General features: G+C 71.7%; 30 protein-coding genes and 1 pseudogene. 16 read left to right on the top strand and 15 right to left on the bottom strand.

The window, feature by feature from the left end; all coding sequences use genetic code 11:
* Positions 1-17: 17 nt before the first annotated feature.
* Complete coding sequence (locus ACWC21_RS03275) at positions 18-365, top strand: sodium:proton antiporter (protein WP_450877702.1); 348 nt, start codon at positions 18-20, stop codon at positions 363-365.
* Positions 365-2,134, top strand: a complete 1,770-nt coding sequence (locus ACWC21_RS03270) for a complex I subunit 5 family protein (protein WP_450877587.1) — start codon at positions 365-367, stop codon at positions 2,132-2,134. Before ACWC21_RS03275 ends, ACWC21_RS03270 begins: the two co-directional genes overlap by 1 nt.
* A gap of 25 nt (positions 2,135-2,159) precedes the next feature.
* Here the strand turns inward: ACWC21_RS03270 and ACWC21_RS03265 are convergent, their stop codons facing one another.
* Entirely contained in the window at positions 2,160-2,822 is a 663-nt protein-coding gene (locus tag ACWC21_RS03265) for a DUF4230 domain-containing protein (protein WP_450877585.1), read from the bottom strand.
* 313 nt (positions 2,823-3,135) lie between these two features.
* On the opposite strand from ACWC21_RS03265, the gene ACWC21_RS03260 reads away from it, so the two are divergent.
* Positions 3,136-3,351: a hypothetical protein gene (locus ACWC21_RS03260; RefSeq protein WP_450877583.1), complete on the top strand. Its 216-nt coding sequence runs from the start codon at positions 3,136-3,138 to the stop codon at positions 3,349-3,351.
* Between the two features lie 74 nt (positions 3,352-3,425).
* Here the strand turns inward: ACWC21_RS03260 and ACWC21_RS03255 are convergent, their stop codons facing one another.
* Positions 3,426-4,523, bottom strand: coding sequence for a hypothetical protein (locus ACWC21_RS03255; RefSeq protein ID WP_450877581.1), 1,098 nt, complete (start codon positions 4,521-4,523; stop codon positions 3,426-3,428).
* Positions 4,524-4,957: 434 nt separating this feature from the next.
* On the opposite strand from ACWC21_RS03255, the gene ACWC21_RS03250 reads away from it, so the two are divergent.
* Both ACWC21_RS03250 and ACWC21_RS03245 read left to right on the top strand, forming a co-directional pair.
* Positions 4,958-6,700: an RICIN domain-containing protein gene (locus ACWC21_RS03250; RefSeq protein WP_450877579.1), complete on the top strand. Its 1,743-nt coding sequence runs from the start codon at positions 4,958-4,960 to the stop codon at positions 6,698-6,700.
* A gap of 228 nt (positions 6,701-6,928) precedes the next feature.
* Positions 6,929-7,666, top strand: a complete 738-nt coding sequence (locus tag ACWC21_RS03245; protein WP_450877577.1) for an alpha/beta fold hydrolase — start codon at positions 6,929-6,931, stop codon at positions 7,664-7,666.
* Between the two features lie 78 nt (positions 7,667-7,744).
* On the opposite strand, the gene ACWC21_RS03240 is transcribed toward ACWC21_RS03245, so the two are convergent.
* On the bottom strand, positions 7,745-8,083 hold the full coding sequence (locus tag ACWC21_RS03240; protein ID WP_450877575.1) for a hypothetical protein: 339 nt from the start codon (positions 8,081-8,083) through the stop codon (positions 7,745-7,747).
* A gap of 375 nt (positions 8,084-8,458) precedes the next feature.
* On the opposite strand from ACWC21_RS03240, the gene ACWC21_RS03235 reads away from it, so the two are divergent.
* Positions 8,459-9,412 carry a ribose-phosphate diphosphokinase gene (locus ACWC21_RS03235; protein ID WP_450877573.1) on the top strand — a complete coding sequence of 318 codons (954 nt, stop codon included), beginning with the start codon at positions 8,459-8,461 and terminating at the stop codon, positions 9,410-9,412.
* A 19-nt stretch (positions 9,413-9,431) separates the two neighbouring features.
* Here ACWC21_RS03235 and ACWC21_RS03230 read toward each other — a convergent pair whose 3' ends face one another.
* Positions 9,432-9,812, bottom strand: coding sequence for an anti-sigma factor antagonist (locus ACWC21_RS03230; protein WP_450877571.1), 381 nt, complete (start codon positions 9,810-9,812; stop codon positions 9,432-9,434).
* A 154-nt stretch (positions 9,813-9,966) separates the two neighbouring features.
* Complete coding sequence (locus tag ACWC21_RS03225; protein WP_450877569.1) at positions 9,967-10,395, bottom strand: MarR family winged helix-turn-helix transcriptional regulator; 429 nt, start codon at positions 10,393-10,395, stop codon at positions 9,967-9,969.
* A 105-nt stretch (positions 10,396-10,500) separates the two neighbouring features.
* On the opposite strand from ACWC21_RS03225, the gene ACWC21_RS03220 reads away from it, so the two are divergent.
* Both ACWC21_RS03220 and ACWC21_RS03215 read left to right on the top strand, forming a co-directional pair.
* Positions 10,501-11,958, top strand: coding sequence for an aldehyde dehydrogenase family protein (locus ACWC21_RS03220; RefSeq protein WP_450877567.1), 1,458 nt, complete (start codon positions 10,501-10,503; stop codon positions 11,956-11,958).
* A 36-nt stretch (positions 11,959-11,994) separates the two neighbouring features.
* Positions 11,995-13,101: an NAD(P)-dependent alcohol dehydrogenase gene (locus ACWC21_RS03215; RefSeq protein ID WP_450877565.1), complete on the top strand. Its 1,107-nt coding sequence runs from the start codon at positions 11,995-11,997 to the stop codon at positions 13,099-13,101.
* Between the two features lies 1 nt (position 13,102).
* On the opposite strand, the gene ACWC21_RS03210 is transcribed toward ACWC21_RS03215, so the two are convergent.
* The gene (locus tag ACWC21_RS03210; protein ID WP_450877563.1) at positions 13,103-14,053 is read right to left on the bottom strand and encodes an NADP-dependent oxidoreductase; all 951 of its coding nucleotides are present in this window, start codon (positions 14,051-14,053) and stop codon (positions 13,103-13,105) included.
* A gap of 71 nt (positions 14,054-14,124) precedes the next feature.
* Between ACWC21_RS03210 and ACWC21_RS03205 the strand changes: the two genes are divergently transcribed.
* A complete protein-coding gene (locus ACWC21_RS03205) occupies positions 14,125-15,072 on the top strand; it encodes a GlxA family transcriptional regulator (protein WP_450877561.1) in 948 nt (315 codons plus the stop codon).
* 53 nt (positions 15,073-15,125) lie between these two features.
* On the opposite strand, the gene ACWC21_RS03200 is transcribed toward ACWC21_RS03205, so the two are convergent.
* The gene (locus ACWC21_RS03200) at positions 15,126-15,689 is read right to left on the bottom strand and encodes a TetR/AcrR family transcriptional regulator (protein ID WP_450877559.1); all 564 of its coding nucleotides are present in this window, start codon (positions 15,687-15,689) and stop codon (positions 15,126-15,128) included.
* Positions 15,686-16,048 carry a DUF1304 domain-containing protein gene (locus ACWC21_RS03195; RefSeq protein ID WP_450877557.1) on the bottom strand — a complete coding sequence of 121 codons (363 nt, stop codon included), beginning with the start codon at positions 16,046-16,048 and terminating at the stop codon, positions 15,686-15,688. The genes ACWC21_RS03200 and ACWC21_RS03195 overlap by 4 nt, the downstream gene beginning before the upstream one ends.
* A gap of 208 nt (positions 16,049-16,256) precedes the next feature.
* Between ACWC21_RS03195 and ACWC21_RS03190 the strand changes: the two genes are divergently transcribed.
* The gene (locus ACWC21_RS03190; RefSeq protein ID WP_450877555.1) at positions 16,257-16,649 is read left to right on the top strand and encodes a VOC family protein; all 393 of its coding nucleotides are present in this window, start codon (positions 16,257-16,259) and stop codon (positions 16,647-16,649) included.
* Between the two features lie 30 nt (positions 16,650-16,679).
* On the opposite strand, the gene ACWC21_RS03185 is transcribed toward ACWC21_RS03190, so the two are convergent.
* Both ACWC21_RS03185 and ACWC21_RS03180 read right to left on the bottom strand, forming a co-directional pair.
* Positions 16,680-16,976: a DUF4235 domain-containing protein gene (locus tag ACWC21_RS03185; protein WP_450877553.1), complete on the bottom strand. Its 297-nt coding sequence runs from the start codon at positions 16,974-16,976 to the stop codon at positions 16,680-16,682.
* Between the two features lie 33 nt (positions 16,977-17,009).
* The gene (locus tag ACWC21_RS03180) at positions 17,010-18,023 is read right to left on the bottom strand and encodes a glutathione S-transferase family protein (RefSeq protein ID WP_450877551.1); all 1,014 of its coding nucleotides are present in this window, start codon (positions 18,021-18,023) and stop codon (positions 17,010-17,012) included.
* A gap of 97 nt (positions 18,024-18,120) precedes the next feature.
* Between ACWC21_RS03180 and ACWC21_RS03175 the strand changes: the two genes are divergently transcribed.
* Positions 18,121-19,185, top strand: a complete 1,065-nt coding sequence (locus ACWC21_RS03175; RefSeq protein ID WP_450877549.1) for a cation diffusion facilitator family transporter — start codon at positions 18,121-18,123, stop codon at positions 19,183-19,185.
* Positions 19,186-19,297: 112 nt separating this feature from the next.
* Here ACWC21_RS03175 and ACWC21_RS03170 read toward each other — a convergent pair whose 3' ends face one another.
* Positions 19,298-19,747, bottom strand: coding sequence for a nitroreductase family deazaflavin-dependent oxidoreductase (locus ACWC21_RS03170; RefSeq protein WP_450877547.1), 450 nt, complete (start codon positions 19,745-19,747; stop codon positions 19,298-19,300).
* Positions 19,748-19,890: 143 nt separating this feature from the next.
* Positions 19,891-20,523, bottom strand: a complete 633-nt coding sequence (locus ACWC21_RS03165; protein ID WP_450877545.1) for a LysE family transporter — start codon at positions 20,521-20,523, stop codon at positions 19,891-19,893.
* A 96-nt stretch (positions 20,524-20,619) separates the two neighbouring features.
* Between ACWC21_RS03165 and ACWC21_RS03160 the strand changes: the two genes are divergently transcribed.
* The 4 genes and pseudogenes from ACWC21_RS03160 to ACWC21_RS03145 all read left to right on the top strand — a co-directional run.
* Positions 20,620-20,757 carry a hypothetical protein gene (locus tag ACWC21_RS03160; RefSeq protein WP_450877543.1) on the top strand — a complete coding sequence of 46 codons (138 nt, stop codon included), beginning with the start codon at positions 20,620-20,622 and terminating at the stop codon, positions 20,755-20,757.
* A gap of 55 nt (positions 20,758-20,812) precedes the next feature.
* Positions 20,813-22,033 carry a cytochrome P450 gene (locus ACWC21_RS03155; protein WP_450877541.1) on the top strand — a complete coding sequence of 407 codons (1,221 nt, stop codon included), beginning with the start codon at positions 20,813-20,815 and terminating at the stop codon, positions 22,031-22,033.
* Positions 22,034-22,045: 12 nt separating this feature from the next.
* Positions 22,046-22,246, top strand: coding sequence for a ferredoxin (locus ACWC21_RS03150; RefSeq protein ID WP_450877539.1), 201 nt, complete (start codon positions 22,046-22,048; stop codon positions 22,244-22,246).
* A 22-nt stretch (positions 22,247-22,268) separates the two neighbouring features.
* Positions 22,269-22,418 (top strand): annotated as a pseudogene (locus tag ACWC21_RS03145) (flavoprotein); the annotation flags it as partial.
* 26 nt (positions 22,419-22,444) lie between these two features.
* Here the strand turns inward: ACWC21_RS03145 and ACWC21_RS03140 are convergent.
* Both ACWC21_RS03140 and ACWC21_RS03135 read right to left on the bottom strand, forming a co-directional pair.
* Entirely contained in the window at positions 22,445-23,305 is an 861-nt protein-coding gene (locus tag ACWC21_RS03140; protein WP_450877537.1) for a hypothetical protein, read from the bottom strand.
* Positions 23,306-23,452: 147 nt separating this feature from the next.
* On the bottom strand, positions 23,453-24,319 hold the full coding sequence (locus tag ACWC21_RS03135; RefSeq protein ID WP_450877535.1) for an endo alpha-1,4 polygalactosaminidase: 867 nt from the start codon (positions 24,317-24,319) through the stop codon (positions 23,453-23,455).
* 112 nt (positions 24,320-24,431) lie between these two features.
* On the opposite strand from ACWC21_RS03135, the gene ACWC21_RS03130 reads away from it, so the two are divergent.
* Positions 24,432-25,400 carry an aldo/keto reductase gene (locus ACWC21_RS03130; protein WP_450877533.1) on the top strand — a complete coding sequence of 323 codons (969 nt, stop codon included), beginning with the start codon at positions 24,432-24,434 and terminating at the stop codon, positions 25,398-25,400.
* A gap of 3 nt (positions 25,401-25,403) precedes the next feature.
* Here ACWC21_RS03130 and ACWC21_RS03125 read toward each other — a convergent pair.
* Positions 25,404-25,902, bottom strand: a 499-nt coding sequence (locus tag ACWC21_RS03125; RefSeq protein ID WP_450877531.1) for a phytanoyl-CoA dioxygenase family protein, incomplete at its 5' end; no start/stop codon positions are given.

Raw genomic sequence — 25,902 nt, 5'->3', positions numbered from 1 at the left:
CCACTGTGACCACCGCCATGCAGGTCCTTCCGTACCTGGTCGCCGCATGGGTCTTCCTGACCGGCTGCTACGGGCTGGCCACCAGCCGCAACCTCATCCACGCCGTCGGCTGTCTGTCGGTGTGCCAGGCCGCCACCTACGTCCTGCTGCTGGCCGTCGGCTACCGCGGCGGCGGCACGGCCCCGGTGTTCTCCGACATCCGGCCCGGCTCGCGGCCCCTCGTCGACCCGGTGGTACAGGCCCTCGCCCTCACCGACGTCGTCGTCGGCGCCACCGTCACCGCGCTGCTGCTCGCGCTCGTCATCCAGATCGCCAAGCGGCACGGCACCGTCGACCCCGACGAACTCAGGGAGCTGCGCGGCTGATGCACCATCTGCTGCCGCTGCTGGTCGCCGTACCGCTGCTCGGTGCCGCCCTGCTCATCGCGACCGGTCGCCGCCTGCCCCGCGTCGTCGCCGAGGCCGTCGGCTGCGCGGTCTCCGGCGGCACCGCCGCGCTCGCGATCGTCCTGCTGCTGAACTCCTCCCCGCCACTGGTCGAATGGGCGGGCGGCTGGGTGCCCGTGGGCGGTGAGAGCGTCGGCATCGTGCTCACCGGGGACGGTCCGGGGCTGGGCATGGCCGCGCTCGTCTCCCTGCTGATGCTGGCGGCGCTGGTGTACTCCTGGCACTACTTCGACGAGCCCCCGCGCCGGCACGCCGGTTCCTTCCCCGCCCTGATGCTGCTCTTCCAGGGCGGCATGTGCGGTTTCGCGATCGCGGGCGACCTGTTCAACGCGTTCGTGTTCTTCGAGCTGATGGGCGTCGTCGCCTACGCGCTGACCGGCTACCGGATCGAAGACCCGAAGGCCGTGCAGGGCGCGGTCACCTTCGGGGTCATCAACTCCCTCGGCGCGTACGCCATGCTGATGGGCATCGGCCTGCTGTACGCCCGCACCGGCGAGCTGGGCATGACGAAGATCGGCCGCGGCCTCGACGCCGCCGCCGCGCACGGACGGCCCGACGCGCTCGTCCTGGCCGCCTTCGTGCTGGTCATGACCGGCCTGCTGGTCAAGGCCGCCACCGCGCCCTTCCACTTCTGGCTCCCGGACGCGCACGCCGTGGCCCCCACCCCCGTGTGCATGCTGCTGTCCGGCGTCATGGTCGAGCTCGGTGTCTTCGGCGCGTGGCGGGTCTACGGCACGGTCTTCTCCGGGCCGGGCGGGATCCCGCCCGGCGACGTGGAACGGGCGCTGATGGTGCTCGGCGCGGTGACGGCGGCCGTGGGCGCCGCGATGTGCTGGTACCAGCGGCACATCAAGCGGATGCTGGCCTACTCCACCATCGCCCACACGGGGCTGTTCCTCGTCGGCGTCGGCACGCTCACCCCCGAGGGCGACGACGGGGTGGCGCTGTACGTGCTCGGGCACGCGGGGGTCAAGGCCGCGCTGTTCGCCTGCGCGGGCATCCTCCTGGACCGCTACGGCAGTGTCGACGAGCACGCCCTGCACGGCCGGGCCCGGCGGCTGCGCGCGGTCGGTGTGATGTTCGCCGTCGGCGCGCTGGGCCTCGCCGGGCTGCCGCCGTTCGGCACGGCGCTCGGCAAGTCGGTCACCGAGGAGGCCGTGGGCGGCCCGCTCACCGTGCTGTACGTCGCCGCCTCCGCGGTGACCGCCGGTGCCGTGCTGCGGGTCGCCGCCCGGGTCTTCCTGGGCCTCGGCCCCCGCCCCGGGGACGTCGCCGAGGACGAGACCACCGGTTCCGACGAGGAGCCCGAGACCCGGGGCAGGCTGCGCCGGATCCCGGACACGATGACCGCCGTCCCGGCGGTGCTGCTCGCCGCGGCCGTGGCCGTCGGCCTGGTCCCCGGTTTCGCCCGGGCTGTCGCCCGGTCCGTCAACGAGGCGGGGTCGGGCGGTGCCGCGGCCGCCGTGGAGTGGACCCCGGCCGGCGTCCTGCTGGGCTTCCTCTCCACGCTGCTGGCCGTGGGGCTCGCCGCCCGGGCGGTCGCCCGCCCGGGCCGGGCCACCGCCCCGGACTGGGTCCGGCCGCTGCGCCGGCTGCAGTCGGGCCACGTCGGCGACTACGTGGCCTGGCTGCTGCTGGGCACCAGCCTGCTCGGAGTGCTCGCCCTGCCGGGCGTGCTGGGCGGCTGAGGCCGGGCGGCTCCGGCGGGCCGGGTCAGGCCCCGTAGGTCACGTGGACCTCCTTGAAGCCGAGGGAGCCGAGCAGGCCCTGCAGCATGTCGGTGGTGTTGGTCTCGGCGTGCGTGGTCAGCCCGCTGTCCTTGGCCGCGGCGCCGATGTGCTTCACCGCGAGTTCCTGCACGGCGTGTTCGCTGTTGGGGTTGTCCGAGAAGAGGTCGCCGAGCCGGTCCAGCAGACCCCGCTGCTTGGCCACGGCGTAGGAGTGGTCGGCGTCGAGCGCCGGTTTGCCGAGCCGCGCGTGCGGCAGCCTGAGCGTGGCCGACGTGCGGTCGCCGTTGACCGTCACGTCGTCCTTGCCGACCTGGCCGAGGTCGACGTAGGCGTCCACGGTGCCCGCGCCGACGTACAGGGTGCGGGTGCCGCGGATCGCGTCGGGCAGGTACTTGGCGTCCTTCTCCAGGTCCACGACGACCTGGAAGTTGCCGGAAGCGGCGTCGTAACGGCTCATGTCCTGGATGGACTTCAACAGCGCGGGACCGGAACGGTCGTGGCTCTCGGTGCCGAACAGGTCCTTGATACCCGGCAGCACGGCCAGCCGGATCCCGGCGAACAGCACCACGAGCACCAGAACGAACGCGGTCACCACCTTGGCCCAGCCGGGCATGTGCCTGGGCAGGCGCGTGCGGGAAGTCGTCATGGCGACGGTCCTCCTTCCTACACTCCACATGCCCGCCAAGGGCCGTAACAGACCGGCGCGTTGGGAGGGCACCGGTCGCCAGTGCGCCACGAGTGCGGCCTCCGGGGCGGTGCACGCGCACTGGTCATGACCGGACCTGCCTGCCCACCGGCCCGCCACGCCGACCGAGGTCGTCGTCGGCCGCTGGGGCGGCAGTTCACGGGGACGGGTCGGTGGCGTGCCAGGAGGCGAACCCGCCGACGCGCCGGCCCGGTGGGATGGACAGGTCGTACTGGTCCGGCACACCCACGTGAAACGCCGATAGCATCACCACATGCCTGCCCCGGGAGCCCGCCGCTACTTGCTGACGACGTTGCTGGTCGCGGCATTGGCCGCATGCGGCCACTACGCTCTGCAGCCCGTGCGGGAAGCCTGCACGCTCACCTCCGAACCGTATGGCTCCACCTTCAGCCCGGACAGCGTCCAAGCCTCCGGCAGCGGCGGGTGCGGCGAGGAGCGCACACGCTTCATGACCTGGTTCGGGGGATAGGCACACCCAGCCGGCCGAGCTCAGTCACGAAAGACGGACCTTCGGGAGTTTCGTCGGCTCCGGCGAGGCCGACTTCAGCCGGTGCCGCCATAGCTGTCGGCCTGGGTGTCGATGCCCGGGAACGTCCTCGCGCCGGTCAGGACCGGGAGCGCCGACCTGTCGCTCTTCAGGGTGTACGCGTAGAACGCGCGCAGGTAGGTGACCGCGAGGCTCCGCTGCTGCGCGGCGGTCGGCCGGCCGGGGGTGGCCGGGCATGTGGTGTCGTCGCCGTCGGTCGGCCCCGGACCCGTCGTCCACTCGGTGTTGTAGAAGTTGTGGTTCCCCTTCGTCACCCGCAGCCGGAAGCCGAGGGCGCCGGCCCTGCCGCGGGCGTCCTCGAAGTAGGCCTCGCCGCCCGGCGACCAGCACCCGGCCGAGATGACGGCGAGGGGTGTCCGCGTCACCAGCGTGTCGTCGAAGCCGCTCGGTCCGGGCGAGGCGACGGCGGCCACGCCGCGGATGCGGACGCCGGCCGGCAACTCGCCGCGGTGGGTGTCGGCGGCCTGGTACATGACGCCGTCACCGCCGACCGAGTGGCCCATCGTGCCCACGCGGGTCAGGTCGAGCCGGTCTTCGAAGTCGACCCGCACGGGCCGTCCGGTAGGCGGATCGGTGAAGTGGCCGGCGAGCGGGCCGCCTCCGGTCGTGTCGAGCCGCTGGAGCAACCGGAGATGCCGGTCGATCAGACGGGCGCGCTGCGGTGCCACGCCCATGGAGAAGTTGACGCCGTTGGCGCTCGGTGACACCACCACGTAGCCGTCCCGGGCCAGTGCTTCGGCCAGGTAGTCGTAGCCCCGGTGGCTGGGATACGGAGCCACCCCCGCCGGACACGGCCAGCTCCCCCAGTCCGTCTTGTCGGCGGAGTAGCAGGAGAGCTGCTGGCCGTGCAGCAGGACGACCACCGGCAGCCGGCCGGTCGACTTGAGCGGACAGTGGACCACCGCCCGGATCTCGGCGAGGCCGTCCCAGTCCGGTGGGTCGCTGAACGCCTCGTCGCCCAGGTTGTACTCGACCACTCCGACCGCGTCGGCCGCCTGTGTCCGCGCGCCGGGAACGACCGTCAGCAGGACGGTGACGAGGGCCGCGAGCACGAGCCCGGTGACGCCGAGCCTCATACGTAACAACTGGAACATGACCTGCCCCTCGGTCGTGTGAACGTGACCGGAGGGACGCCAGGCAACAGATGTGAGCACGACGTCAGCAGGGGAGGGGCCGGGGCCCGGTGGAGGACTCCCGCCCTGGAGCACCGCAGGGCTCCACCACCACGCCCGGGACGCCCACCACCTGCTCGCCTCGGACGACCACGTTGAGAAAACGACTTCCCAGACATCCATGCACCGCCTGGAGGGGACAGCCCTTGCACTTGCAGGCAGGAACACTCTGCGCGATCCCTTGACCCGGCACTGCAACGCTTCTACGTTGAGCGCCGGGAAAACCATTGCGCTCTTGCGCGGTGGTTCGTTCATCACACCGGTCCGTGGCGCCGTGGGACAGACGGCTTTCCACTGACGGTGTTCTGTGCTGTCGCAATGCTCACCCCCCCCACTCCTTTGGAGGGCATTTCGTCATGCGTGGATTCGCGCATCACCGAGCCGGCCGACCGCTGACCGGCGCTGCCGGACTCGGAGCCGCGCTACTGGCCACGGCTTCGGCCTTGTTCGCCGGGGCGCCCTCCGCTCAGGCGGCCGCGCCCCCGTCGACCACCCTCGTGGTCAACGCCAACCAGGTCCTGCGCCCGGTCACGCACGTGGCGACGGGCAGCCTGTACGGTCTGGCGAACGCCACGACCCCGGCCGACAGCCTGGTACAGGCGATCAAGCCGAACACCTTCGTGCAGAAGCCGCAGGGCGGTCATCAGCAGCCGACCGGCGACATCCTGACGGTGGCACCGAAAGCGGCCAAGGCCGGAGCGAAGGTGGTCAACCGGTTGTCGGACTACTACGCGGGCTGGCCGTACCAGTTCAGCTGGAGCAACTGGCTGAGCGTGGTCGACGACCAGATCGCGAAGACCAAGGCGTCGGGCATCACGAACCTGGCCGCGTACGCGCCGTGGAACGAGTCCGATGGCACGTGGCGGTCCTCCAACGGCACGTTCGAGGACTTCTGGACCAGGACCTACCGGGAGATCAGGTCCAAGGACACCACGACGCCGATCCAGGGCCCGAGCTTCTCGGACAACATCAGCGACATGGACAACTTCCTGAGGAACGCGGTCGCCACCAACACGGTGCCGGACATCATCGCCTGGCACGAGCTGTCGAGGTCCTCCAAGATCGCTGGCGATGTGGCGACGGTGACGGGTCTGGAGCAGAAGTACGGCATCAGCCCGCGGCCGATCGCGATCGAGGAGTACGCCGCCCCCTCCGAGGTGGGTGTTCCCGGTGCACTGGTGGGCTACATCGCCAAGTTCGAGCGCCTGGGCGTCCACGACGCCGAACTCGCCTTCTGGAACCAGTCCGGGGCGCTGGGCGACCTGTTGACCGGCCAGGGCGGCAGCCCCAACGGCGCCTACTGGTTGTACAAGTGGTACGCCGACATGAGCGGCAGCATGCTCGTCACCAACCCGCCCGCCCAGACCGGCATCGACGGAGCCGCCTCCCGCAACAGCGCCGGCAACGAGATCGACGTCGTCTTCGGCGGCAGTTCCGGCGGCTCGGCCGTGACCGTCAACGGACTGGGCTCGCTGTCGGCCTTCGGATCCACCGTCCATGTCAAGGTCGAATACACACCTTCTCCGGGACGCACGGCAGCCGTGGCCGGGCCGACCACCCTCTCCGAGTCCGACTACGCCGTGAGCAATGGCTCCATCACGGTTCCGGTGAACGCCAACAGCACCTACGGCTACCACATCGTGATCACCCCTGGGAGCGGCAGCGGCTCCACCCTTGACGGCAGTTACCAGATCACCAACAAGAACAGCGCTCTGGCGCTCGACACCCAGAACGAGGCCACCAGCCAGGGCACGCTGGTCGACCAGGCCGCCTTGGGCGGCTCGGCCACCCAGACCTGGACGCTGGTGTCCGCGGGCTCGGGTCTGTACAAGATCCGCAACCAGGCCAGTGGCCTGCTGCTGGGAATCACCAACGGGAGCACCTCGAACGGCGGCACCGCGTTGATCTGGGGTGACAACGGCACCCCCGACCACCTGTGGCGGGTGGTGCCCGACGGCACCGGCTACTACAAGATCGTCAACTACAACAGCAATCTGCTCCTGGGGATCCAGAACATGAGCACCGCCGGCGGCGCCCAAGTCCTCCAATGGGACGACAACGGCACCGCCGACCACCTGTGGAAGCTCAACCCGCGCTGACCCCTGCTCGCGTCTGCCGGTGGCGCCGCCTCGACGGACAAGGCGGCGGCCGCCGGCAACGCGCGTTCCGAGACCCTGGCCGGACGCGGGAGCCGTTGGTCGCCTCCATGGACCGCACGTGCCGTCGATCCAGCCGCGATCCAGCCGTCGATCCAGGACATCAGCTGTCCGCAACCGCTCCTAGCCTGCCGTTCGACAGCACGAGAACAGCGAGGAGAGAAAGCGGCCATGGCAGCGATCGTTCTGGTTCCGGGCTTCTGGCTCGGGGCATGGGCCTGGGAAGACGTGACATCGGAACTGAGGGCGAGGGGACATGACGTCTACCCGCTCACCCTGACGGGCCTCGCCGACCGGGTGTCCGAGGCCACCCCGGACGTGGATGTCCACACGCATGTGGAGGACATCGTCGGGTTCATCGACGGCAAGCGTCTGCGGGACGTGGTCCTGGTTGGGCACAGCGGAGCAAACCTGCCGGTCACCGGCGCCGCGGACCGCATTCCGGATCGGATCGCGCACCTCGTCTACGTGGACACCGGTCCCTTGCCGAGCGGCATGGCGGTGATCGACTTCAGCAAGCCCCAGACGCAGCAGGACTGGCGCAAGCAGGTCGCAGAGGAAGGGGACGGCTGGCGTCTCCCGGCGCCGCGCTTCGACCCGGCAGCCGATCCGGACAGCCTGGCGGGGCTCACCGACGAACACCTCGCACGCATGCGCACGATGGCGACACCGCAACCCTTCGCGACGGTCACCCGCCCTCTGAAGCCTTCCACGGTGTCACGGAACACGCGTTGCTCAGTGATCGCCTCGACTTTCACCCCGGCCCAGGTGCGCATGATGATCGACAGCGGCAATCCGGTCTTCGAGCCGATGGCCGGCATGAACCTGCGCCACCTGCCGACCGGGCACTGGCCGATGTTCTCCCGGCCGATCGAACTGGCCGCGATTCTGGACGAGACCGCACACTGACCGCGTTGTCGCGGGAGGGCCGCAGTCCGGTGTCCCGGCGGGCGCGATCAGGCGCGCCTGCCGGGCGTCCCAGCGGATTCAGCAGGTGGAGCTACTGGAGATCCTTATCCCGTTGACCCGGTAGGAATCGGCGAACACCGTCTGGCTGTTGGGCTCGAGGCAGATCGAGCCGCCGCTCTGGAGCCGCAGGTACACCACGTCGTCGTTCCGCGTGTTGAGCACCCCGTAGTGAGGTCGCGGCGTCACCGCCTGGTAGCCGCTGGTGACGTCCCGGTACTTCGAGATCGGAGTGCCCGCGTTCAAGGCGCTGCCGTCCACGTAGAAGCAGACGTACGGGTACGGGCAGCCTTGGGTGGGGGGCTCCGCGTGGGCTGCGGCTGCGCCGGTCATGGACATGGCGGCAACCGCCACGCTCACCCCCGCGAAGCTTGAAACCTTACGGACGGCGGACTTCATCGAACCTCCAAGAACGGTGTCCCAGTGGACGGGTGGCTGCGGGCGCTGCCGGACGGCCGGCCCCTTCAGCCGGTGCGACAGCCATAGCCTCGGTGCCTCGTGGCCCTGAGGCAACTGCCGCCACCCCACCCGCGACGGTGGAACGGTCCCACCCCCGACGACCTGCGCCGACAGGGGAGCCCGGGATGCCTGTCCGGGGGTGGGGGACCTCAGCAGGCACCTCGCCTCGCTGCCGTCCTCATCCGGGCCCGCAGCCGACCCGGCTCCGCAGCCGCACCGGTTGCATGGGGCAGTAGCATGAGCCGCGACCCGTATTGATCATGCGAGGAGCGGATCGTGCGAGACATCGCCGTCTTCAGTGGCAGTGCCCACCCGGAACTGGCGAAGGAGGTGTGCGCCCACCTCGGCGTGCCGCTCAGCCCGACCCGCGTCAGCCGGTTCGCCAACGACTGTCTGGAGGTGCAGCTCCAGGCGAACTGCCGGGAGCGGGACGTCTTCCTCATCCAGCCGCTGGTCAGGCCGGTGCAGGAGCACCTGGTCGAACTGCTCCTGATGAGCGATGCGGCCCGGGGGGCGTCCGCGGGACGGATAACCGTCGTCATGCCGCACTACTCCTACGCCCGCTCCGACAAGAAGGACGCCCCGCGCATCTCGCTCGGCGGCCGGCTGGTCGCGGACCTGATGGTGGCGGCCGGCGCGAGCCGGGTCCTCGCCATGACGCTGCACTCGCCCCAGGTCCACGGCTTCTTCTCGGTGCCGGTGGACCATCTGCACGCCCTGCGTGAGCTTGCCGCCCACTTCCGGCAGTACGACCTCACGCGTACCACCGTCGTCTCACCCGACCTGGGCAACGCCAAGGAGGCCGCCGCGTTCGCCCGGCTGATCGGCGCGGCTGTGGCCGCCGGCGCCAAGCAGCGGTTCGCCGACGACCGGGTGAGCATCAACTCGGTCATCGGTGATGTGACGGGGCGGGACGTCATCGTGCTGGACGACGAGATCGCCAAGGGCAGCACCGTGCTGGAACTCCTGGACCGGCTGCGGGAGTTGGGGCCACGTTCGATCCGGGTGGCGTGCACGCACGGACTCTTCGCGGCGGGCGCGCTGAAACGGCTGAGCGAGCAGCCGGACGTGCTGGAGATCGTGTGCACCAACACCGTGCCGGTCCCCGTGGACGAGCGCACGGAGAAGCTGCGCGTCCTGTCCATCGCACCGGCGCTGGCCGAGGCCGTGCGGCGCATCCACAACGGTGAGTCCGTCAGCGCTCTGTTCGACGAGCCGCGCGGCGAGTGAGCCGCGCCGACGCGGACCGTCACAGTGTGCCGGAGGCGGCCTCGGACTGCCGCAGCGCCTCCTCCAGGGTGGGGCGCGGCGGCAGCAGTCGCGCCGTCCCCGTCACCCTCAGCACGCGCAGGGTCAGCGGGTGGGTGCACACGAGGTGCAGCCGCCCGTCGCGCTCCAGCACCCGGCTGCGGGCCCGGTACAGCAGGCGCAGCCCCGAGCAGTCGAAGAAGTCGATCCGCCGGAGGTCGATCACGATCCGCGCGCCGGCCCGGTCCGTCACCCGGTCCAGGTACGGAGTGATCTCCGTGGCCGCCATGATGTCGATCTCACCGCGGAACTCCAGGACCGTGTGCCCGCGGTCCTGGTGGATGCGCAGGTGCCGGGTGAGTGGTGCGGGTTCCTGGTGCATGCCGACGTCACCTCCCACCCGTGCCGGGCCATCCGCTCTCCGCCCTGCAAGTTACCCTCGATAGAGGGAATTTGAGCATGTTCGATTGACATATGTCTTCGACTTTGGCGCGTGTCTTCCTGTGGTGTGCGCGACAGGTGACGTCGTGTCAGGCCTACGACAGTGCCTGCCAGGCCTTGGCGAGCGTCCGGCGGAACTCCTCCTCCTGGCCCGCGGTGAGGCCGGAGACCATCCGCTCCTCCAGCTCCCGTACCGGGTCCGCGAAGCCGGCCAGCAGTTCGCGCCCGGCGTCGGTGAGCAGGATCAGCAGCTCGCGCCGGTTGCGCGGATTGCGCTCCCGCCGCACGAGTCCACGGCCCTCCAGTGACCGGACGAGGTCGGCCATGGACTGGGCGGTGACGAACGAGTCGCGCGCCAGCTGCGCCGCCGACAATCCGTCGTGCCGTTCGAGGACGGTGAGTGCCGTGTACTGCAGGGCGGTGATCCCCGCGGGCTTGACCAGCTCGTCCAGACGTGCGCGCACCACCAGCTCCACCTGCTTGACCATGTAGAGCAATGATGGGCGTATGCGTGTACCGACCATGCGCGAACCCTAGACCATTGACAGGAAACCTGTCTGTAATGAGACTGCGCACCAACAGGAATCCTGTTTGTTGAAGTCTTGGCGATCTACGCTGGGGAGTAGGCAATGACGACCACCATCGACACCGGTCCCGGGCAGCTGTTCATCGGCGGTCAGTGGCGGGAGGCCGCTGACGGTGCCCGTACGGATGTGATCGACCCGTCCACCGGGCAGGTGGTCACCACCGTCGCGGAGGCGGGGGCCGCCGACGTCGACGACGCCGTGCGTGCCGCCCGCGCCGCCTTCGACGGCGGCGAGTGGTCCGGGCTGAGCGGCCGGGAGCGAGGACGGATCCTGCACCGTGTCGCCGAACTGATCCGGGAGAGCGCCGACGAGCTCGCCGCCCTGGAGAGCCTCGACGTCGGCAAGCCGATCACGCTGTGCGGCGCGGTCGACATCACCAACGCCGCCAACGACTACGAGTACTTCGCCGCCCTCGCCTACTCCCTGGACGGCGCCACCCGCGACACCCCCCTCAACGCCCTCGCCTACACCCGGCGCGAACCCCTGGGCGTGGTCGCCGCCATCACCCCCTACAACTTCCCGCTCATCCTCGCCGGATCGAAGATCGGCCCCGCCCTCGCGGCCGGCAACACGGTCGTCCACAAGCCCGCCGACGAGACCCCGCTCAGCGCCCTGTACATGGCCCGCCTGCTGCAGAAGGCCGGCGTCCCCGACGGCGTGGTCAACGTCGTCACCGGCACCGGGCCGGTGGCCGGCGAGGCCCTGCTGCGTCACCGCGGCGTCGACAAGATCGCCTTCACCGGCTCCAGCGCGGTCGGCCGGCATGTGGCCGGCGCCGCCGGTGAGGCCCTCAAGCCGGTCACCATGGAACTCGGAGGCAACGCCGCCCACCTGGTGTTCGAGGACGCCGACCTGGAGAAGGCGGTCGGCGCGGTCATCAAGGGCTTCGTCTTCAACACGGGACAGTTCTGCATGGGCGGCCCCCGGCTGCTCGTCGCGCGCGAGGTGTACGGCACCCTGCTCGGCATCCTCGCCGAGGCCGTGCCCGGCGTACCGGTCGGCGACCCGCGCGACCCGGCCACCGTCGTCGGCCCGATGGCGGGGGAGAAGCACCTGAGGAAGGTCGAGGAGTACGTCGCCCTGGCCCGCAAGGAGGGCGGCCGCATCGTGTGCGGCGGCGAGCGTCTCGACCTGGGCGGCGGCTTCTACTACAGGCCCACGGTCATCGCCGACCTGCCCAACGACTCCAGGGTCGTCCAGGACGAGATCTTCGGCCCGGTCCTGACCGTGCAGCCCTTCGACTCCGAGGACGAGGCGGTCGCCCTCGCCAACTCCACCCCGTACGGCCTGGCGGCAGGTGTGCAGACCTCCCACCTGGCCCGCGCCCACCGCATCGCCGACCGCCTCCAGGCGGGCATCGTCTGGGTCAACGACTGGGCGATGCTCGACCCGGCGGTGCCCTTCGGCGGTGTCAAGGACTCCGGCTTCGGCCGCGAGTACGGCCCCGAGGCCCTCGCCGCCTACACCAAGGTCAAGTCCGTCGTCGTCTCGCTCGACTGAGCGCCCCCCACCACCCCACCGAAAGGAGTGCACGCGATGTCCATCACCACCCGCGCCGCCGTGGTCGAGTCCGGGGGAGCGCCCTTCACCCTCACCGACGTCGTACTCGACGAGCCGGGACCGCACGAGGCTGTGGTCCGCATGGTGGCGGCCGGCCTGTGCCACACGGACCTGGGCGTGGCGAGCGGCGGACTGCCCTTCCCCCTGCCCGGAGTGCTGGGCCACGAGGGGGCGGGCGTCGTCGAGGCCGTCGGCTCCGCGGTCACCGGTGTCGCGCCCGGCGACCACGTCCTGCTGTCCTTCACCTCCTGCGGTGAGTGCCGCAACTGCCATGCGGGGCACCCCGCCTACTGCGCGACGTGGCTGCCGCTGAACCTCATCGGCGGCCGCCGGGCCGACGGCAGCAGCACCATCAGCCGGGCCGGCGAGTCGCTCGGCGGTCACTTCTTCGGCCAGTCCTCGTTCGCCGAACGGGCCCTGGTGGACCGGCGCAGCCTGGTGAAGGTCGACCAGGACCTGCCGCTGGCGTCCCTCGCCCCGCTGGGCTGCGGAGTGCAGACCGGGGTGGGCGCCGTGTGGAACGTACTGAAGCCGCGGACGGGCGGCACCGTCGTGGTGCTCGGTGCCGGCGCCGTCGGGCTGTCCGCCGTGATGGCCGCCGCGCTCACCCCGGCCACCACGATCATCGCCGTCGACCGGGTCGGCGAACGGCTCCAGCTCGCCCTCGAACTGGGCGCCACGCACACCGTGGACGCGGGGGAGGAGGACCTGGCCGCCGCGCTCGCCGACATCACCGGCGGCCAGGGTGCCGACGGGATCGTGGAGACCACCGGCAACGCCGGCGTGCTGCGCCAGGGCGTGGACGCGCTCGGCGCCCGCGGCACCCTGGTCATCGTCGGCGCCCCGCCGTTCGGCACCGAGGTCGCGCTGGACGTCAACGGAATGCTCGGCGGCAAGCAGGTCGTCGGCCTGACGCTCGGTGACAGCGAGACCCAGACCTTCATCCCCGCCCTGGTCCAGCTGGTGCGGGACGGACGGCTCCCGCTGCACCGCCTGATCAGCACCTATCCGTTCGCGGACATCGAGCAGGCGGTGCGGGACATGAAGGCGGGCAAGGCGATCAAGCCCGTGCTCACCTTCTGACTCAGTCCGCCAGCAGGACGAGCTTCCCGGTGGTCCGGCCCGTGCCGCCGAGCGCATGCGCCTCGGCGGCGCCGGCCAGCGGGAAGGTCCCGGCGATCGTGGCGCGCAGGCTGCCCTCCTCCACCAGCCGGGCGATCTCCTCCATGCCGCTGCGCGAGGCGTCGACCAGCATCCGTACCGATCGCACGCCCAGCCGCTCGGCCTCCTCGTGGAACTCGCCGGAGCCGACCGGCAGGATCGACACCACGACCCCGCCCGGGCGCAGCACACGCAGCGAACGCAGGGAGTAGTCCCCGCCGATCGTGTCCAGCACCACGTCGACGTCCTTCACGGCCTCGGTGAAGTCCGTCTCCCGGTAGTCGACCGCCTCGTCCACGCCGATCCCGCGCAGGAAGTCGTGCTTGCCCGCGCTGGCGGTGCCGATCACGTAAGCGCCGCGCGCCTTGGCGATCTGCACGGCCACATGGCCGACACCGCCGGCCGCCGCGTGGATCAGCACCCGCTGACCGGGCCGCACGTCCGCCGTCTCGACCAGCGCCTGCCAGGCGGTGAGGGAGACCAGCGGCAGCGCGCCCGCCTGGACGTGGTCCACGGATGCGGGCTTGTGCGCGAAGGCGCGGGCCGGGCCGGTGACGTACTCCGCGTGCGATCCGTGGCCGTAGGGGTAGGGCAGCATGCCGAAGACCTCGTCGCCGGGCGCGAAGGCGGCGACGCCGATGCCGACCGCCTCCACCACCCCGGAGACGTCCCAGCCCAGCACGAAGGGCGGCTCGCCCAGGAAGCCGCCGGTGGCGCGGTGCTTCCAGTCGGTGGGATTCACCCCGGCGGCGCGCACCCGCACCAGCACCTCGTTGGGCCTGGGCGCGGGCCGCTCCAGCTCCACTTCCCTGAGAACCTCGGGCCCGCCGAGGACGTCCTGACTGATCGCACGCATGGTCTTCGCATCGCTCATGGTGAACCAGCCTGCCGCGGCCCGCCCTTCCGGGAAATGGCATGATCGCCAACCTTCGATAGGATCGTGCCATGCAGCGTGTGGAACGGGTCGTGGTCGTGGCCCTCGACGGCGTCTACCCCTTCGAACTGGGCATCCCCAGCCGGATCCTCGGCGCGGCCGACGGCCGGTACGAGGTGCTGACCTGTACGGTCGACGGCGAACCGGTGCGCACCAGCGCCGACTTCTCGATCACCGTCGAGCACGGCCCCGACGTGCTCGAGTCCGCGGACACCGTGGTGATCGCGTCCTTCCCGAGCGACCGCATCCCCGACGAGCTGCCGGACGAGGTCACCGCCGCGCTCGCGCGGATCCCGGAACGCGCCCGGGTGGTCTCCATCTGCACGGGTGCGTTCGTCCTCGCCGCGGCCGGACTGCTCGACGGGCGCCGGGCCACCACGCACTGGGCGGTCGCCGAACGCTTCCGGCGTGCCTTTCCGCGCGTCACCCTCGACCCGGACGTGCTCTTCGTCGAGGACGGCCGGTTCCTCACCTCGGCCGGCGCGGCCTCCGGCGTCGACATCTGCCTGCACCTCGTGCGCGAGGACCACGGCAGCGCACTGGCGAACTTCGTGGCCCGCTGCTGCGTGGTCCCGCCGTTCCGGGACGGCGGCCAGGCGCAGTACATCATGCAGCCGGTGCCCGAGTACGCCGCCGCGAGCACCGCCGCCACCCGAGCCTGGGCCCTGGAGCGCCTCGGTGAACCGCTCACCCTGGCCGACCTCGCCGGCCACGCCCGGATGAGCCTGCGCACCTTCGCCCGCCGCTTCGGCGACGAAATGGGCCTCAGCCCCGGCCGCTGGCTGATCCAGCAGCGGGTCGCCCGGGCCAGGCACCTGCTGGAGTCCAGCGACCTGTCCGTGGACCAGATCGCCGGCGAGGTCGGCTTCGCCACGGGCGCGTCCCTGCGCCAGCACCTGCACGCGGCGATCGGGGTGTCCCCGCAGGCCTACCGGCGGACCTTCCAGGCGGCCCGCTGAACGTCGCTGTCCGTTCTGCCGGCGGGGGCAGGGCCCGGCCCGCCGGTGGGCCGTCACCGGCTGCGGTGCAGAGCGACCAGCAACTGCCAGACCTGGTGGGCGACTTCCTCGGAACTCGACGCCAGGAGGCCGTGCAGCCAGTCGGCCAGGACACCGGCGAAGGTCGCGGCCACGGCCGAGGCGACCAGCGGGGCGTCGGCGGCGCCCGCCCGTTCGCGCTCGGCCAGGCTGCGGGCCCTGAGGTCGCGGTGCAGCACCTGCCCGAGCGGCCCGCCACCGCCCGGGGTGAGCAGGGCGCGGTAGAGGGAGGCGTGCGGGGTGAGCCCCGAGAAGAACTCGAGCAGTGCGGGCGGGGCGTGCACCGGGTCGGGTCGGCCGCGCCAGGCGTGCAGCGCCTCCACCGCCTCCCGTACCACGTCCGCGCAGGCGTCGACGGCCAGCGCCTCCAGCCCGTCGTAGTGCACGTAGAACGTGGCCCGGCCCACCCCGGCCCGCCGTACCAGCGCCGCCACGCCCACCTCCGTCAACGGGCGCTCCGCGCACTCCTGGAGCAGGGCGGCGCGCAGCCGCGCCCGGGTACGGGCGGCCCGTGGGTCCTCGGGCGCGGGCCGGGTCACCAGGCGGCCAGCACGGCCGCCAGGGCGAGCGCACCGGGCAGTGCCTGCGCGAACAGGATGCGGCGGTTGGCCGTGACCGCCCCGAACACTCCCGCGACGACGACGCAGCACAGGAAGAACACCTGCGCCCGGTGCCCTGTCGGATCGGCGGCGACCAGCCCCCACACCAGGCCGGCCGCGAGGAAACCGTTGTAGAGCCCCTGGTTCGCGGCCATCGGCGCGGTCGCGCGTGCCATCTCCCGGTCGAAGCCGTGCAGTCCCCGTCCCGGCTTCTTCTGCCACAGGAACATCTCCAGCACCAGGATGTACGCGTGCAGGGCCGCCACCAGGCCGACCAGTATGTTCGCCACGATTTCCACGACACCGCTCCCTTGTTTCCTGGACAGGTGTCCAGCATAGCGGGACGGGTGTCCAGGAAGTCGGGCAGGCTCGTCACACCGGGCCCCGCCTGACCGTCAGAGCTGTGACGCCACTACGAGCAGCCTTGCTCCCGCTGGTGGCCGACTGAATCCGCAGCGCCGGGATATCCGCAGGGAAGGGTCTCTCTCATCCCCAACGGAGGAAGCAATGGCACTTGTGAAAACGGGCGTTGTGGTGCTCGACTGCGCCGAGCCGGAGAAACTCGCCGAGTTCTACAAGGAGTTGCTGCAGGGCGAGGAGACGGCCGCGTCCGCCAACATCGTCGAGATCCGGGGGGCCGACGGGGTCCGGCTGGCGTTCCGCCGGGACATGAACGCGACCCCGCCGAGCTGGCCGCGCCCCGAGAACTCGCTGCAGGTGCATCTGGACTTCCTGGTCGAGGACCTGGACGAGGCCGAACGCAGGGTGGTCGGGCTCGGCGGCCGGCCCATCGACACCAAGGCCCCGGCCGGACCGTACGAGGAACGCGGCTACGCCGACCCGGCCGGGCACTCCTTCACGGTGCGCCTGATGCCTCCCACCGCACCCAAGCAGGGCTGAGCGGGAGGCACCGGCCCAGCCGGCGGCCGGTCAGTCCCGTCCTCCCTTCCCGGACGCCGGCCACACCCCCGTGGAACGTTCGATGGCCTTGGCCCCGGTGCGGTCCACGGCGCTGCGCACCACCGCGAAGATGGCGCCCTGGACCGCCGCGGCCAGCAGGATCTCGCCCCAGCCGCGGTCCGGGTCCAGCGCGTCGGGCGCGTCGTCCTCGTGCCGGATCGCCTTCCACGCCTTGCGGAAGGCCATCCCGGCCAGCGCCCCGCCCGCCCAGCTCAGCACGAAGCCGACGGGCTGGTAGGCCAGGGGCAGCTTCTTCTTCTTGGCCACGTGTGAAACTCCTTCGTCGCGATCTGTACGTGTTCAGGGCCGCCCGGCGGCCGGTACCTCCTCGCCCGGACGGACCGGCCCGGGCGGTGTCCCGTCGCCGAACGGCCGGCCGCCGAGCTCCTCCCGGTGGTGCGGCGCGAGCCAGCCGGCGAGATCCGGCCCGAGCGGCACGATCCCCGTGGGGTTGATGCCGCTGTGCACCTGGTAGTAGTGCCGCTTGATGTGGTCGAAGTCGACCGTGTCACCGAAGCCGGGCGTCTGGAACAGGTCACGGGCGTACGCCCACAGCACCGGGTTCTCCGCCAGCTTCCACCGGTTGCACTTGAAGTGACCGTGATAGACGGCATCGAAACGGACCAGTGTGGTGAACAGCCGGATGTCCGCCTCCGTGAGGGTGTCGCCGACCAGGTAGCGCTGCCGGGACAGGCGCTCCGTCAGCAGCTCCAGCCGCCGGAAGACCGCGGCGCAGGCGGCCTCGTACTCCTCCTGACGGTGGGCGAATCCCGCACGGTAGACGCCGTTGTTGACGTCCTCGTAGACGTCCGCCATCACCTCGTCGATCTCGTCGCGCCGGGCGGCCGGATACAGGTCCGGTGCTCCCGGGCGGTGCAGTGCCGTCCACTCGGTGGCGAGATCGAGGGTGAGCTGCTGGTAGTCGTTCGTGACCAGGCGCCCGCTCGGCACGTCCACCACCGCCGGCACGCTCACCCCGCCCGGGTACCCGGTCTCCCGCCGGTCGTACGCCTCGGCCAGGAATCGGATGCCGAGCACCGGGTCGCGGCCGTCCGGGTCCAGGGTGAAGCGCCAGCTGCGATCGTCCTGCACCGGATCCGCGATCGCCATCGACAGGGCGTCCTCCAGCCCCAGCAGCCGGCGCGAGATCACCGCCCGGCTCGCCCACGGACAGGCGCGGCTGACCACCAGCCGGTAGCGGCCCGCCGCCACCGGCCAGCCGTCCCGGCCGTCCGCCGTGATCCGGTCCGCGAAGTGGCTCTTGGACCGGGTGAACGTCTTGTGGCCGTACGCGCGGTTGCCGTCGCCACCCATGTTTCCTCCTTGCCGCAGGGGGCGTCCTGGTGAACGCGTTCCCCGATTTCCGCCGTCGGCACGGTGTGAGCCGCCCCGGCCGGGGCAACCGGCGGTGGTGAGTGGGACATCTTCGAAAGAGAAGGCACGACAGCGGAATCAGGGGACGTCGCAACACGACAGCGGCCGGTTCCCCGAACGGAACGGCGGGCAGGAGGCGTCCCGGGCCGGCACCGGCGACCACCAGGCGGACCGCAAGACACGGATCACCGTCTGGGTGGCGCTCGCCGCCAACCTGATCATCGCCGCGGCGAAGGCCGTCGGAGGTCTGCTGGCGGGCTCGCCCGCCCTGATGTCCGAGGCGGCGCACTCGGTCGCCGACAGTCTGAACGAGGTCTTCCTGCTGGCGGCGCTGCGCCGCAGCCGCCGCCCCGCCGACGCACGGCACCCCTTCGGCTACGGCAAGGAGCGGTTCTTCTGGTCCCTGCTGGCCGCCGTCGGCATCTTCGTCATGGGCGGCTGCTTCTCCTTCTTCCAGGGCGCCGAGGCACTGCACAGCGGCGCCGAGGAAACCTTCAGCGGCTATGTGGCCGGCCTGATCGTGCTGGGCGTCGCACTGCTCGCCGAGGGTGCCTCCCTGTTCCGGGCGCTGCACCAGGTGCGCCGGCAGGGCGGCAGCCTGCGGGACCCCGCCCTGCGCACCGTGGTCGCCGAGGACGGCACGGCGGTGCTCGGCGTGACCCTCGCCATCATCGGCATGGCGCTGCACATGGCCACCGGCCAGGTCGTCTGGGAGGCGTCCGCCTCGCTGGCCATCGGCGTACTGCTCGTGTACGTCGCCTACCGGCTGGGCCGCGACGCCCGCGACCAGCTCATCGGGGAGGCCGCCGACCCGGAGCTGAGCGACCGCATCCGGACGCTGCTGGAGGACCAGCCCGAGATCGACAGCGTCGAGGCGCTGTTCACGATGAAGATGGGCCTCGACTCCACGCTCGTGGCCGCCAGGATCGACCTGGTGCCCGGCCTCGACAGCGAGCGGGTGGAGGAGGTCGCCATGCGCATCAAACGGTCCCTCAACGAGGCCGTCCCCGAAGCCGACCAGATCTTCCTCGACGTGACGGACCGGCCGTCGGGCGAGGCACGGGAAAGCCCCGCCGCGACGGGGGAACGCGGCGGGGCCTGACCCTCTGGTGCCCGGGCGGAGACGGTCCATGCCTCCCCGGAACAGATTTTTCTGCATCACGGCGCTCCCGGTCCGGAACCGGCCCCGGCGGCGGACGCCCCGCTCGCGCGGGTCACTCGCCGCCGGACGGTTCCAGCACGAAGACCGGGATCTCCCGGGAGGTCTTCTCCTGGTAGTCGGCGTACGGCGGGTACGCGGCCACCGCCCGTTCCCACCACTGGGCCTTCTCCTCGCCGGTGACCTCACGGGCCGTCATGTCCTGCTTGACCGGGCCGTCCTGCAGCTCCACGTGCGGGTCGGCCTTGATGTTGAAGTACCACACCGGGTGCTTCGGCGCGCCGCCCAGCGAGGCGACCACCGCGTACCGCCCCTCGTGCTCCACCCGCATCAGCGGGGTCTTGCGGATCTTGCCGCTCCTGGCGCCCCGGGTGGTCAGCAGGATCACGGGCATCCCCGTGTCCATCAGCGTCGTACCCTCGGTGCCGCCGGAGCTCTCGTACAACTCGACCTGCTCGCGCACCCACTGGGTCGGGCTGGGCTCGTACTCGCCTTCGAGAGGCATGGTGTTCGTCCCTTCGACGTCCTGCGGCCCACTTCGCACTGTGCAACATCGGCCGGTGCTCGCATCATCCGTACCACGGCCCGCCCGGCTGAATCCGGAACGTGGCCGTCCCCGTCCGGCGCCCCTATCGAGCCACTCGCGTCTCACCCGGGTGCCACCGCGGCCCGCACCGCCAGCGCCATGGTCACGGCGCTCGACAGCAGCGCCGTGACCAGCCGCCCCCGGTGCCCGGTCAGGGCGCGGCCGAGGAGGGCGCCGCCGCCGGCGACCAGCAGCTGCCAGCTGGCGGAGGCGGCGAAGGCGGCCAGGACGAAGACGCCCTGTTCCAGCGGGCGTGCGGCGTCCCCGGCGCGGGTGCCGAGCACCAGGGCGGCGAAGTAGAGCACCGTGGTGGGATTGAGGAGGGTGATCCCGAGCAGGCCCAGATAGGCGCGGCCGGGACCGGGCGGCGGCGGCCCGGGCCGGATGGTGAGCCGGTGCGCGCGGTACTGCCGTACGGCGGTCACCGCGCCCAGCACCGCCAGTGCCGCCAGCACCGCTGCCGAGGCCCAGCGCAGCGGCCCGAGCAGCGGCCGCAGCGTCGCCGCGACGGCGGAACCGCCCACCGTGGCGAGGAGCGCGTAGAGACCGTCCGCGCTCGCCACGCCGAGAGCGGCCGAGGCGCCGGTCCGCAGGGACGTACGAGCGGTGAGGGAGACCAGGTAGGTCGCGACCGCGCCGACGGGTACGGCGACGCCGTACCCCGCGATCAGGCCCGCGACCAGTGCGGCCCTCATGGGCGCGCGGGATCGGGCCTCCAGGGGCGGCCGGGCTGCTGCTGGAGGCGCCCCGGACGGACGGCGGCGGCGATCGGCGGCAGGATGGAGTCAGTGGTGAACATGCGGGCGATCCTGCAGCCCGCGGATCAGCACCCGCAACCGAATATGGGCCCGATCACGACGGCCGGGGGCACGGTGTTCGGCCAGAAGGCGCGGATCACCGATCTGGCTGAACTTGCCGTCGCCACATAGATGCCCCGGGCATCTAATGAAGATCGGCACGCACCCTTCGTCTGCGAGGTCCGCCATGACGGAAACGACCGCACCGATGGCTCAGCACGAGCCCGTCGCCTTCCCCCAGGACCGCACCTGCCCCTACCAGCCACCGACCGCCTACGACCCGCTGCGCGCGCACCGCCCGCTGGCCCGCGTCACCCTCTTCGACGGCCGCCCGGCCTGGCTGGTCACCGGCCACGCCACCGCCCGCGCGCTGCTGTCCGACCCGCGGCTGTCCTCCGACCGCACCCGTCCCGGCTTCCCGGTGACCACCCCCCGTATCGCTGCCGTCCGCAACCGCCGGGTCGCGCTGCTGGGCCTCGACGACCCCGAACACCGCACCCAGCGGCGGATGATGGTCCCGGACTTCACCCTCCGGCGCGCCGCCGAACTGCGGCCCGCCATCCAGCGGGTCGTCGACGAGCGGCTGGACGCCATGATCGGCCAGGGGCCGCCCGCCGAACTCGTCGGCGCGTTCGCGCTGCCGGTGCCGTCCATGGTGATCTGCTCCCTGCTGGGCGTCCCGTACGCCGACCACGAGTTCTTCGAGGAGCAGTCCCGCCGTCTGCTGCGCGGCCCGGCGCCCTCCGACACCCTGGACGCCCGGGACCGGCTGGAGGCCTATCTGGGCGAGTTGATCGACGGCAAGGCGAAACGGCCGGGGCCCGGTGACGGCATCATCGACGACCTCGTCCACCAGCAGCTGCGCGACGGCACGCTGGACCGCGCGGACGTCGTGTCCCTGGCCGTCATCCTGCTGGTCGCCGGACACGAGACCACCGCGAACATGATCTCGCTCGGCACCTACACGCTCCTCAGGCACCCCCGGCGGCTGGCCGAACTGCGTGCCGATCCCACGCTTCTGCCCGCCGCCGTCGAGGAGCTGCTGCGGCTGCTGTCGATCGCCGACGGGCTGCTGCGGACCGCCCTGGAGGACATCGAGGTGGCGGGGACCACCATCCGGGCCGGTGACGGCGTGGTCTTCGCGACCTCGGTCATCAACCGGGACGAGTCCGTCTACGCCGAGCCCGACACCCTGGACTGGCACCGTCCGGCCCGTCACCACGTCGGCTTCGGCTTCGGCATCCACCAGTGCCTCGGCCAGAACCTGGCCCGTGCGGAACTGGAGATCGCCCTGGGGAGCCTCTTCGCCCGGCTGCCCGGGCTGCGGCTCGCCGCCCGACCGGAGGACATCCCGTTCAAACCGGGCGACACGATCCAGGGGATGCTGGAACTCCCCGTGACCTGGTAGGAGGCTCCTGCCATGCACATCGACATCGACAAGGGCGCCTGCATCGGCGCGGGCCAGTGCGCCCTGGCCGCCCCGGGCGTCTTCACCCAGGACGACGACGGCTACAGCGCCCTGATCCCCGGCCGGGAGGACGGGGGCGGCGACCCGATGGTGCGGGACGCGGCCCGGGCCTGCCCGGTCGGCGCGATCAAGGTGACCGAACCGGCCGGCTGACCCGCGAGTCGCCTTCACCCGCGTGGCCGACGCCCTGGCCGCCCATCCCGCCCACCAGGAGAGCCTGACACGCCTGCGCGGGACGGGCGTCCGGTTCGGCGGCCCGTACGCGGGCGAACCGCAGGAGGGCGGCGGACGTCCGGACTTCGCCCGGGAGCGTGCGCTGGACCTGCCGGCGGGACCTTGGGTCCGGTCCGGTCAGCGGCAGCCGACCGTCGGCCCGGCCAGTGTGCCGCCGGTGTACAGGGCCTGGCCCTGCGGCATCCAGTAGCCCAGTTTGGACACCACCGTGGAGCAGGTGCCGCCGACCGTCACCCGGACGACCACCTCTGCGGGATGGCCCGGCTGGAGGTCGGTGAGCGCGCAGTCCAGGGAGTGGGCCAGCCGGGTCCTCGACGGATAGCGGCCGACCAGCGGGTTGACGCAGCGCGCGTCGGCGGTGGACAACCGCACCCCGCTGCCCTCCTCGCCGATCAGACCGAGCCGTGCGCTGCCGTCACCGCGGGCACTGTCCCGGTCGACCGTGTAGGTCAGCGTCGTCACACCACCGGCCCGCACCGTGTCCCGGTCCACCCGGATGCGGTGCGTCTCCTCGGGCGGCGGCGCGGTGAGGGTGAGCCTGGCCTGCACGGTGCCCCTGAGGTCGACCCCGGCGGGCGCCGACCGCACGCGTACGGTGGCCGAGATGTCGTAGGTTCCCGGGCCGGGGTACTGGGCCGCCCCGGGCAGCGTCCCGGACAGGGCCGTCCGCTCGCCGTGCCGGGCCGTCCACCGGCCCGAGGTCTGGCAGGTGTAGCGCACCCGTGTTCCCGCCCGCCCGCACGCGGCCGGGGCGGAGACGGACATCGTGGGGGTGCCGTCGCCCGCGCACAGGCTGACGGTGGCCCGCTGGCCGTGCTCGCCGCGCAGGACCCCGGCGGTCGCGCACAAAGTGACCGGCGGCTCGGCCGCGACCGCCCGTGGGGGAGCCGGTTGCCGCCCCCAGGCGGGTGAGACGAGGACGAGGGGCAGCAGCGCCGCCCCGGCCAGAATCCTGGGCGTGCTCGTACGTGTCGGCACGGCGGTTCCTCCGTACGGCCGTGACCGGCCGGGCGCCGGTCGCCTGCGCCGAGGATGCGGCACCCCGGCGACCGCCCGGCCGTTCCCACGCCGACCGGTCACCTGCGGGCAGCAACCGCGGGCCCGTCCGCCGCTTCCGGCCGCGGCTCACCGTGTCCTGCGCACGTACCCGTCACTGCCCGGCGTCGAGACCGGCACGTCCCTGCGCACGATGCTCAGCCGTCCGCCGAAGCCCGCCACCGCCTTGCGCAGCCCGGCGTCGGAGTACTCGACCACGAGGACCCGGTCGTCGAAGGCCTTCGCGTACGTCCCGCACTCGTCGTACTCGGCGCACTCCTCCGCCACCGCGAAGTCCAGCCCGGTCCGTTTCCGGTCCCCGGCCAGTTCCGCGGTGTTCTTCTGGGCGATGGCCAGATGCCGGGCGTGCGCGTGCCGGGCCAGCAGGGTGATGAAGGCGGTCGCGTCGTCCGCCGTCAGCAGGTGCCGCGAGCGGGTGTAGCTGTCGTAGTTGTCCGCCTCGACGGCGTCGAAGCCCTTGGCCGCGCAACCGTCGATCCAGCGGTCGACCCGTTCGGCCACGCGCCGGCGTTTGGCGGGCGTCCGGATGTCCAGCAGCGGTTCGTGCCAGTCACTGTCGATGACCACCTCCCCGTGCCCGTCGCGCAGCAGCAGGTCGGCCGGCCAGGAGGCACGCTCCTCGGGCTGGGCCTGGAAGGCGTTGACGTAGCAGACGTTGTACAGCCCCGGCGCCGGGGACGCCGAACGGTCACGGACGACGATCCGGACACCCGCGGGCGGGCGGTAGGGGCCGCCGATCTGGTAGTCGAAGCCGGCGGCGCGCGGCGGGAGGCGGACCGCCCCTTTCGCCGGACCGGCCGCGGGCGGTCCCGGCGTACCGCCGGACGAACCGCATCCCGTGAGCCCGAGGGCGGCGGTGACGGCGAGCGCGACGGCGCCGGCGGCCGTCGCGAGACGTCCGGCGCGTGAGAAGTCCTGGGCGGCTGGTGACGGCACGTGCGTGATCAAATCCCCCGGGTACGGGGGCCGTCAAGTCCGGCCCGGCGGACGACCCGGGACGACGTAGGCTCGACTTCCGGCAACCCATCCGAAGGCAGGAGCGTCAACGATGGAGTACGTGAAGCTCGGTTCGACGGGCCTGGACGTCTCGCGGATCTGTCTGGGCTGCATGACCTACGGCCTGCCCGACCGCGGCGTCCACGAGTGGACCCTCGACGAGGATGCGTCGCGCCCGCTGATCCGCCAGGCGCTGGAGGCGGGCATCAACTTCTTCGACACGGCCAACGTCTACTCCGACGGCACCAGCGAGGAGATCGTCGGCCGGGTGCTGCGCGAGTTCGCCGACCGGGACGAGATCGTCCTCGCCACCAAGGTGCACGGCCGGACGCGGCCCGGGCCCAACGGCGCCGGGCTGTCCCGCAAGGCGATCATGACGGAGATCGACCACAGCCTGCGCCGCCTCGGCACCGACTACGTCGACCTCTACCAGATCCACCGCTACGACCGTCACACCCCGGTCGAGGAGACGATGGAGGCGCTGCACGACCTGGTCAAGGCGGGCAAGGTCCGCTATATCGGGGCCAGTTCGATGTACGCGTGGGAGTTCTCCAAGGCGCAGTACACGGCCGAGCGGCACGGCTGGACGAAGTTCGTGTCCATGCAGAACCACTACAACCTCCTCTACCGCGAGGAGGAGCGGGAGATGCTGCCGCTCTGCGCCGACCAGGGCGTGGGCGTACTGCCCTGGAGTCCCCTCGCGCGCGGCCGTCTCACCCGCGACTGGGGCGCCGTCACCGAGCGCAGCGCCAATGACGACTTCGGCAGCCGGCTGTATCCGGAGAGCGACCGTACGATCGTCGAGGCCGTCACCCGTATCGCGGGGGAGAGGGGCGTGCCGCGCGCCCAGGTCGCCCTGGCCTGGCTGCTGCACCAGGACACGGTGGCCGCGCCGGTCGTCGGCGCCGCAAGGCCGGGGCACATCGAGGACGCGGTGGCCGCCGTGGAACTCTCCCTGAGCGACAAGGAGCTCGAGGAGCTCGAGGAGCCCTACACCCCGCACGCCATCAGCGGGCACTGACGCTCAGTGGGGTCCGTGCGGTGCGAACTCGGTACCGCACGGACCGGCTCCCTCGCTGGGAGGCAGCGGCACCCGGTCGCCCGCCATGGACAGCGTCCGGTAGTAGCCGCCGATCCGCTCGGCCGAGCGGCCGACGTAGTGCCCGATGAAGGAGCGGCGGAACCGGTCCGCGCTGCGGTTGGGCGAGGAGCCGTGCACCAGGCTGCCGTTGAAGAACAGCACGTCACCGGGGGCCATGTCGACGGCCACCGGGCTCAGACCGGGCGGCGGTGGCACGTACTCCCGCGCGAACGACAGCCGGGCGTCCGCCTCCTCGGGGCAGAACAGGTCCATCCGGTGCGTGCCGGGGACGACCTCCAGCCCGCCGTTGTCCCGGTCGATCACGTCGCAGGCCACCCACGCGGCCACACAGGTGCCCGGCTCCACCCGGAGGTAGAAGTTGTCCTGGTGCAGTGCCTGCCCCCGGCCGCCCGGGGGCTTGAAGTAGAACATGCTCTGTGCG

The organism is Streptomyces sp. NPDC001348 (genome assembly GCF_053597535.1).
Note: the sequence above shows the minus strand (reverse complement) of the source record. Positions and strands in the feature narration are given on the sequence as shown.

Excerpts from the sequence above, each read along its gene's own strand:
- ACWC21_RS03275 (WP_450877702.1), top strand. The coding sequence starts at position 18 with ATGCAGGTCCTTCCGTACCTGGTCGCCGCATGGGTCTTCCTGACCGGC.
- ACWC21_RS03270 (WP_450877587.1), top strand. The coding sequence starts at position 365 with ATGCACCATCTGCTGCCGCTGCTGGTCGCCGTACCGCTGCTCGGTGCC.
- ACWC21_RS03265 (WP_450877585.1), bottom strand. The coding sequence starts at position 2,822 with ATGACGACTTCCCGCACGCGCCTGCCCAGGCACATGCCCGGCTGGGCC.
- ACWC21_RS03260 (WP_450877583.1), top strand. The coding sequence starts at position 3,136 with ATGCCTGCCCCGGGAGCCCGCCGCTACTTGCTGACGACGTTGCTGGTC.
- ACWC21_RS03255 (WP_450877581.1), bottom strand. The coding sequence starts at position 4,523 with ATGTTCCAGTTGTTACGTATGAGGCTCGGCGTCACCGGGCTCGTGCTC.
- ACWC21_RS03250 (WP_450877579.1), top strand. The coding sequence starts at position 4,958 with ATGCGTGGATTCGCGCATCACCGAGCCGGCCGACCGCTGACCGGCGCT.
- ACWC21_RS03245 (WP_450877577.1), top strand. The coding sequence starts at position 6,929 with ATGGCAGCGATCGTTCTGGTTCCGGGCTTCTGGCTCGGGGCATGGGCC.
- ACWC21_RS03230 (WP_450877571.1), bottom strand. The coding sequence starts at position 9,812 with ATGCACCAGGAACCCGCACCACTCACCCGGCACCTGCGCATCCACCAG.
- ACWC21_RS03225 (WP_450877569.1), bottom strand. The coding sequence starts at position 10,395 with ATGGTCGGTACACGCATACGCCCATCATTGCTCTACATGGTCAAGCAG.
- ACWC21_RS03220 (WP_450877567.1), top strand. The coding sequence starts at position 10,501 with ATGACGACCACCATCGACACCGGTCCCGGGCAGCTGTTCATCGGCGGT.
- ACWC21_RS03215 (WP_450877565.1), top strand. The coding sequence starts at position 11,995 with ATGTCCATCACCACCCGCGCCGCCGTGGTCGAGTCCGGGGGAGCGCCC.
- ACWC21_RS03210 (WP_450877563.1), bottom strand. The coding sequence starts at position 14,053 with ATGAGCGATGCGAAGACCATGCGTGCGATCAGTCAGGACGTCCTCGGC.
- ACWC21_RS03205 (WP_450877561.1), top strand. The coding sequence starts at position 14,125 with ATGCAGCGTGTGGAACGGGTCGTGGTCGTGGCCCTCGACGGCGTCTAC.
- ACWC21_RS03190 (WP_450877555.1), top strand. The coding sequence starts at position 16,257 with ATGGCACTTGTGAAAACGGGCGTTGTGGTGCTCGACTGCGCCGAGCCG.
- ACWC21_RS03180 (WP_450877551.1), bottom strand. The coding sequence starts at position 18,023 with ATGGGTGGCGACGGCAACCGCGCGTACGGCCACAAGACGTTCACCCGG.
- ACWC21_RS03170 (WP_450877547.1), bottom strand. The coding sequence starts at position 19,747 with ATGCCTCTCGAAGGCGAGTACGAGCCCAGCCCGACCCAGTGGGTGCGC.
- ACWC21_RS03165 (WP_450877545.1), bottom strand. The coding sequence starts at position 20,523 with ATGAGGGCCGCACTGGTCGCGGGCCTGATCGCGGGGTACGGCGTCGCC.
- ACWC21_RS03155 (WP_450877541.1), top strand. The coding sequence starts at position 20,813 with ATGACGGAAACGACCGCACCGATGGCTCAGCACGAGCCCGTCGCCTTC.
- ACWC21_RS03150 (WP_450877539.1), top strand. The coding sequence starts at position 22,046 with ATGCACATCGACATCGACAAGGGCGCCTGCATCGGCGCGGGCCAGTGC.
- ACWC21_RS03130 (WP_450877533.1), top strand. The coding sequence starts at position 24,432 with ATGGAGTACGTGAAGCTCGGTTCGACGGGCCTGGACGTCTCGCGGATC.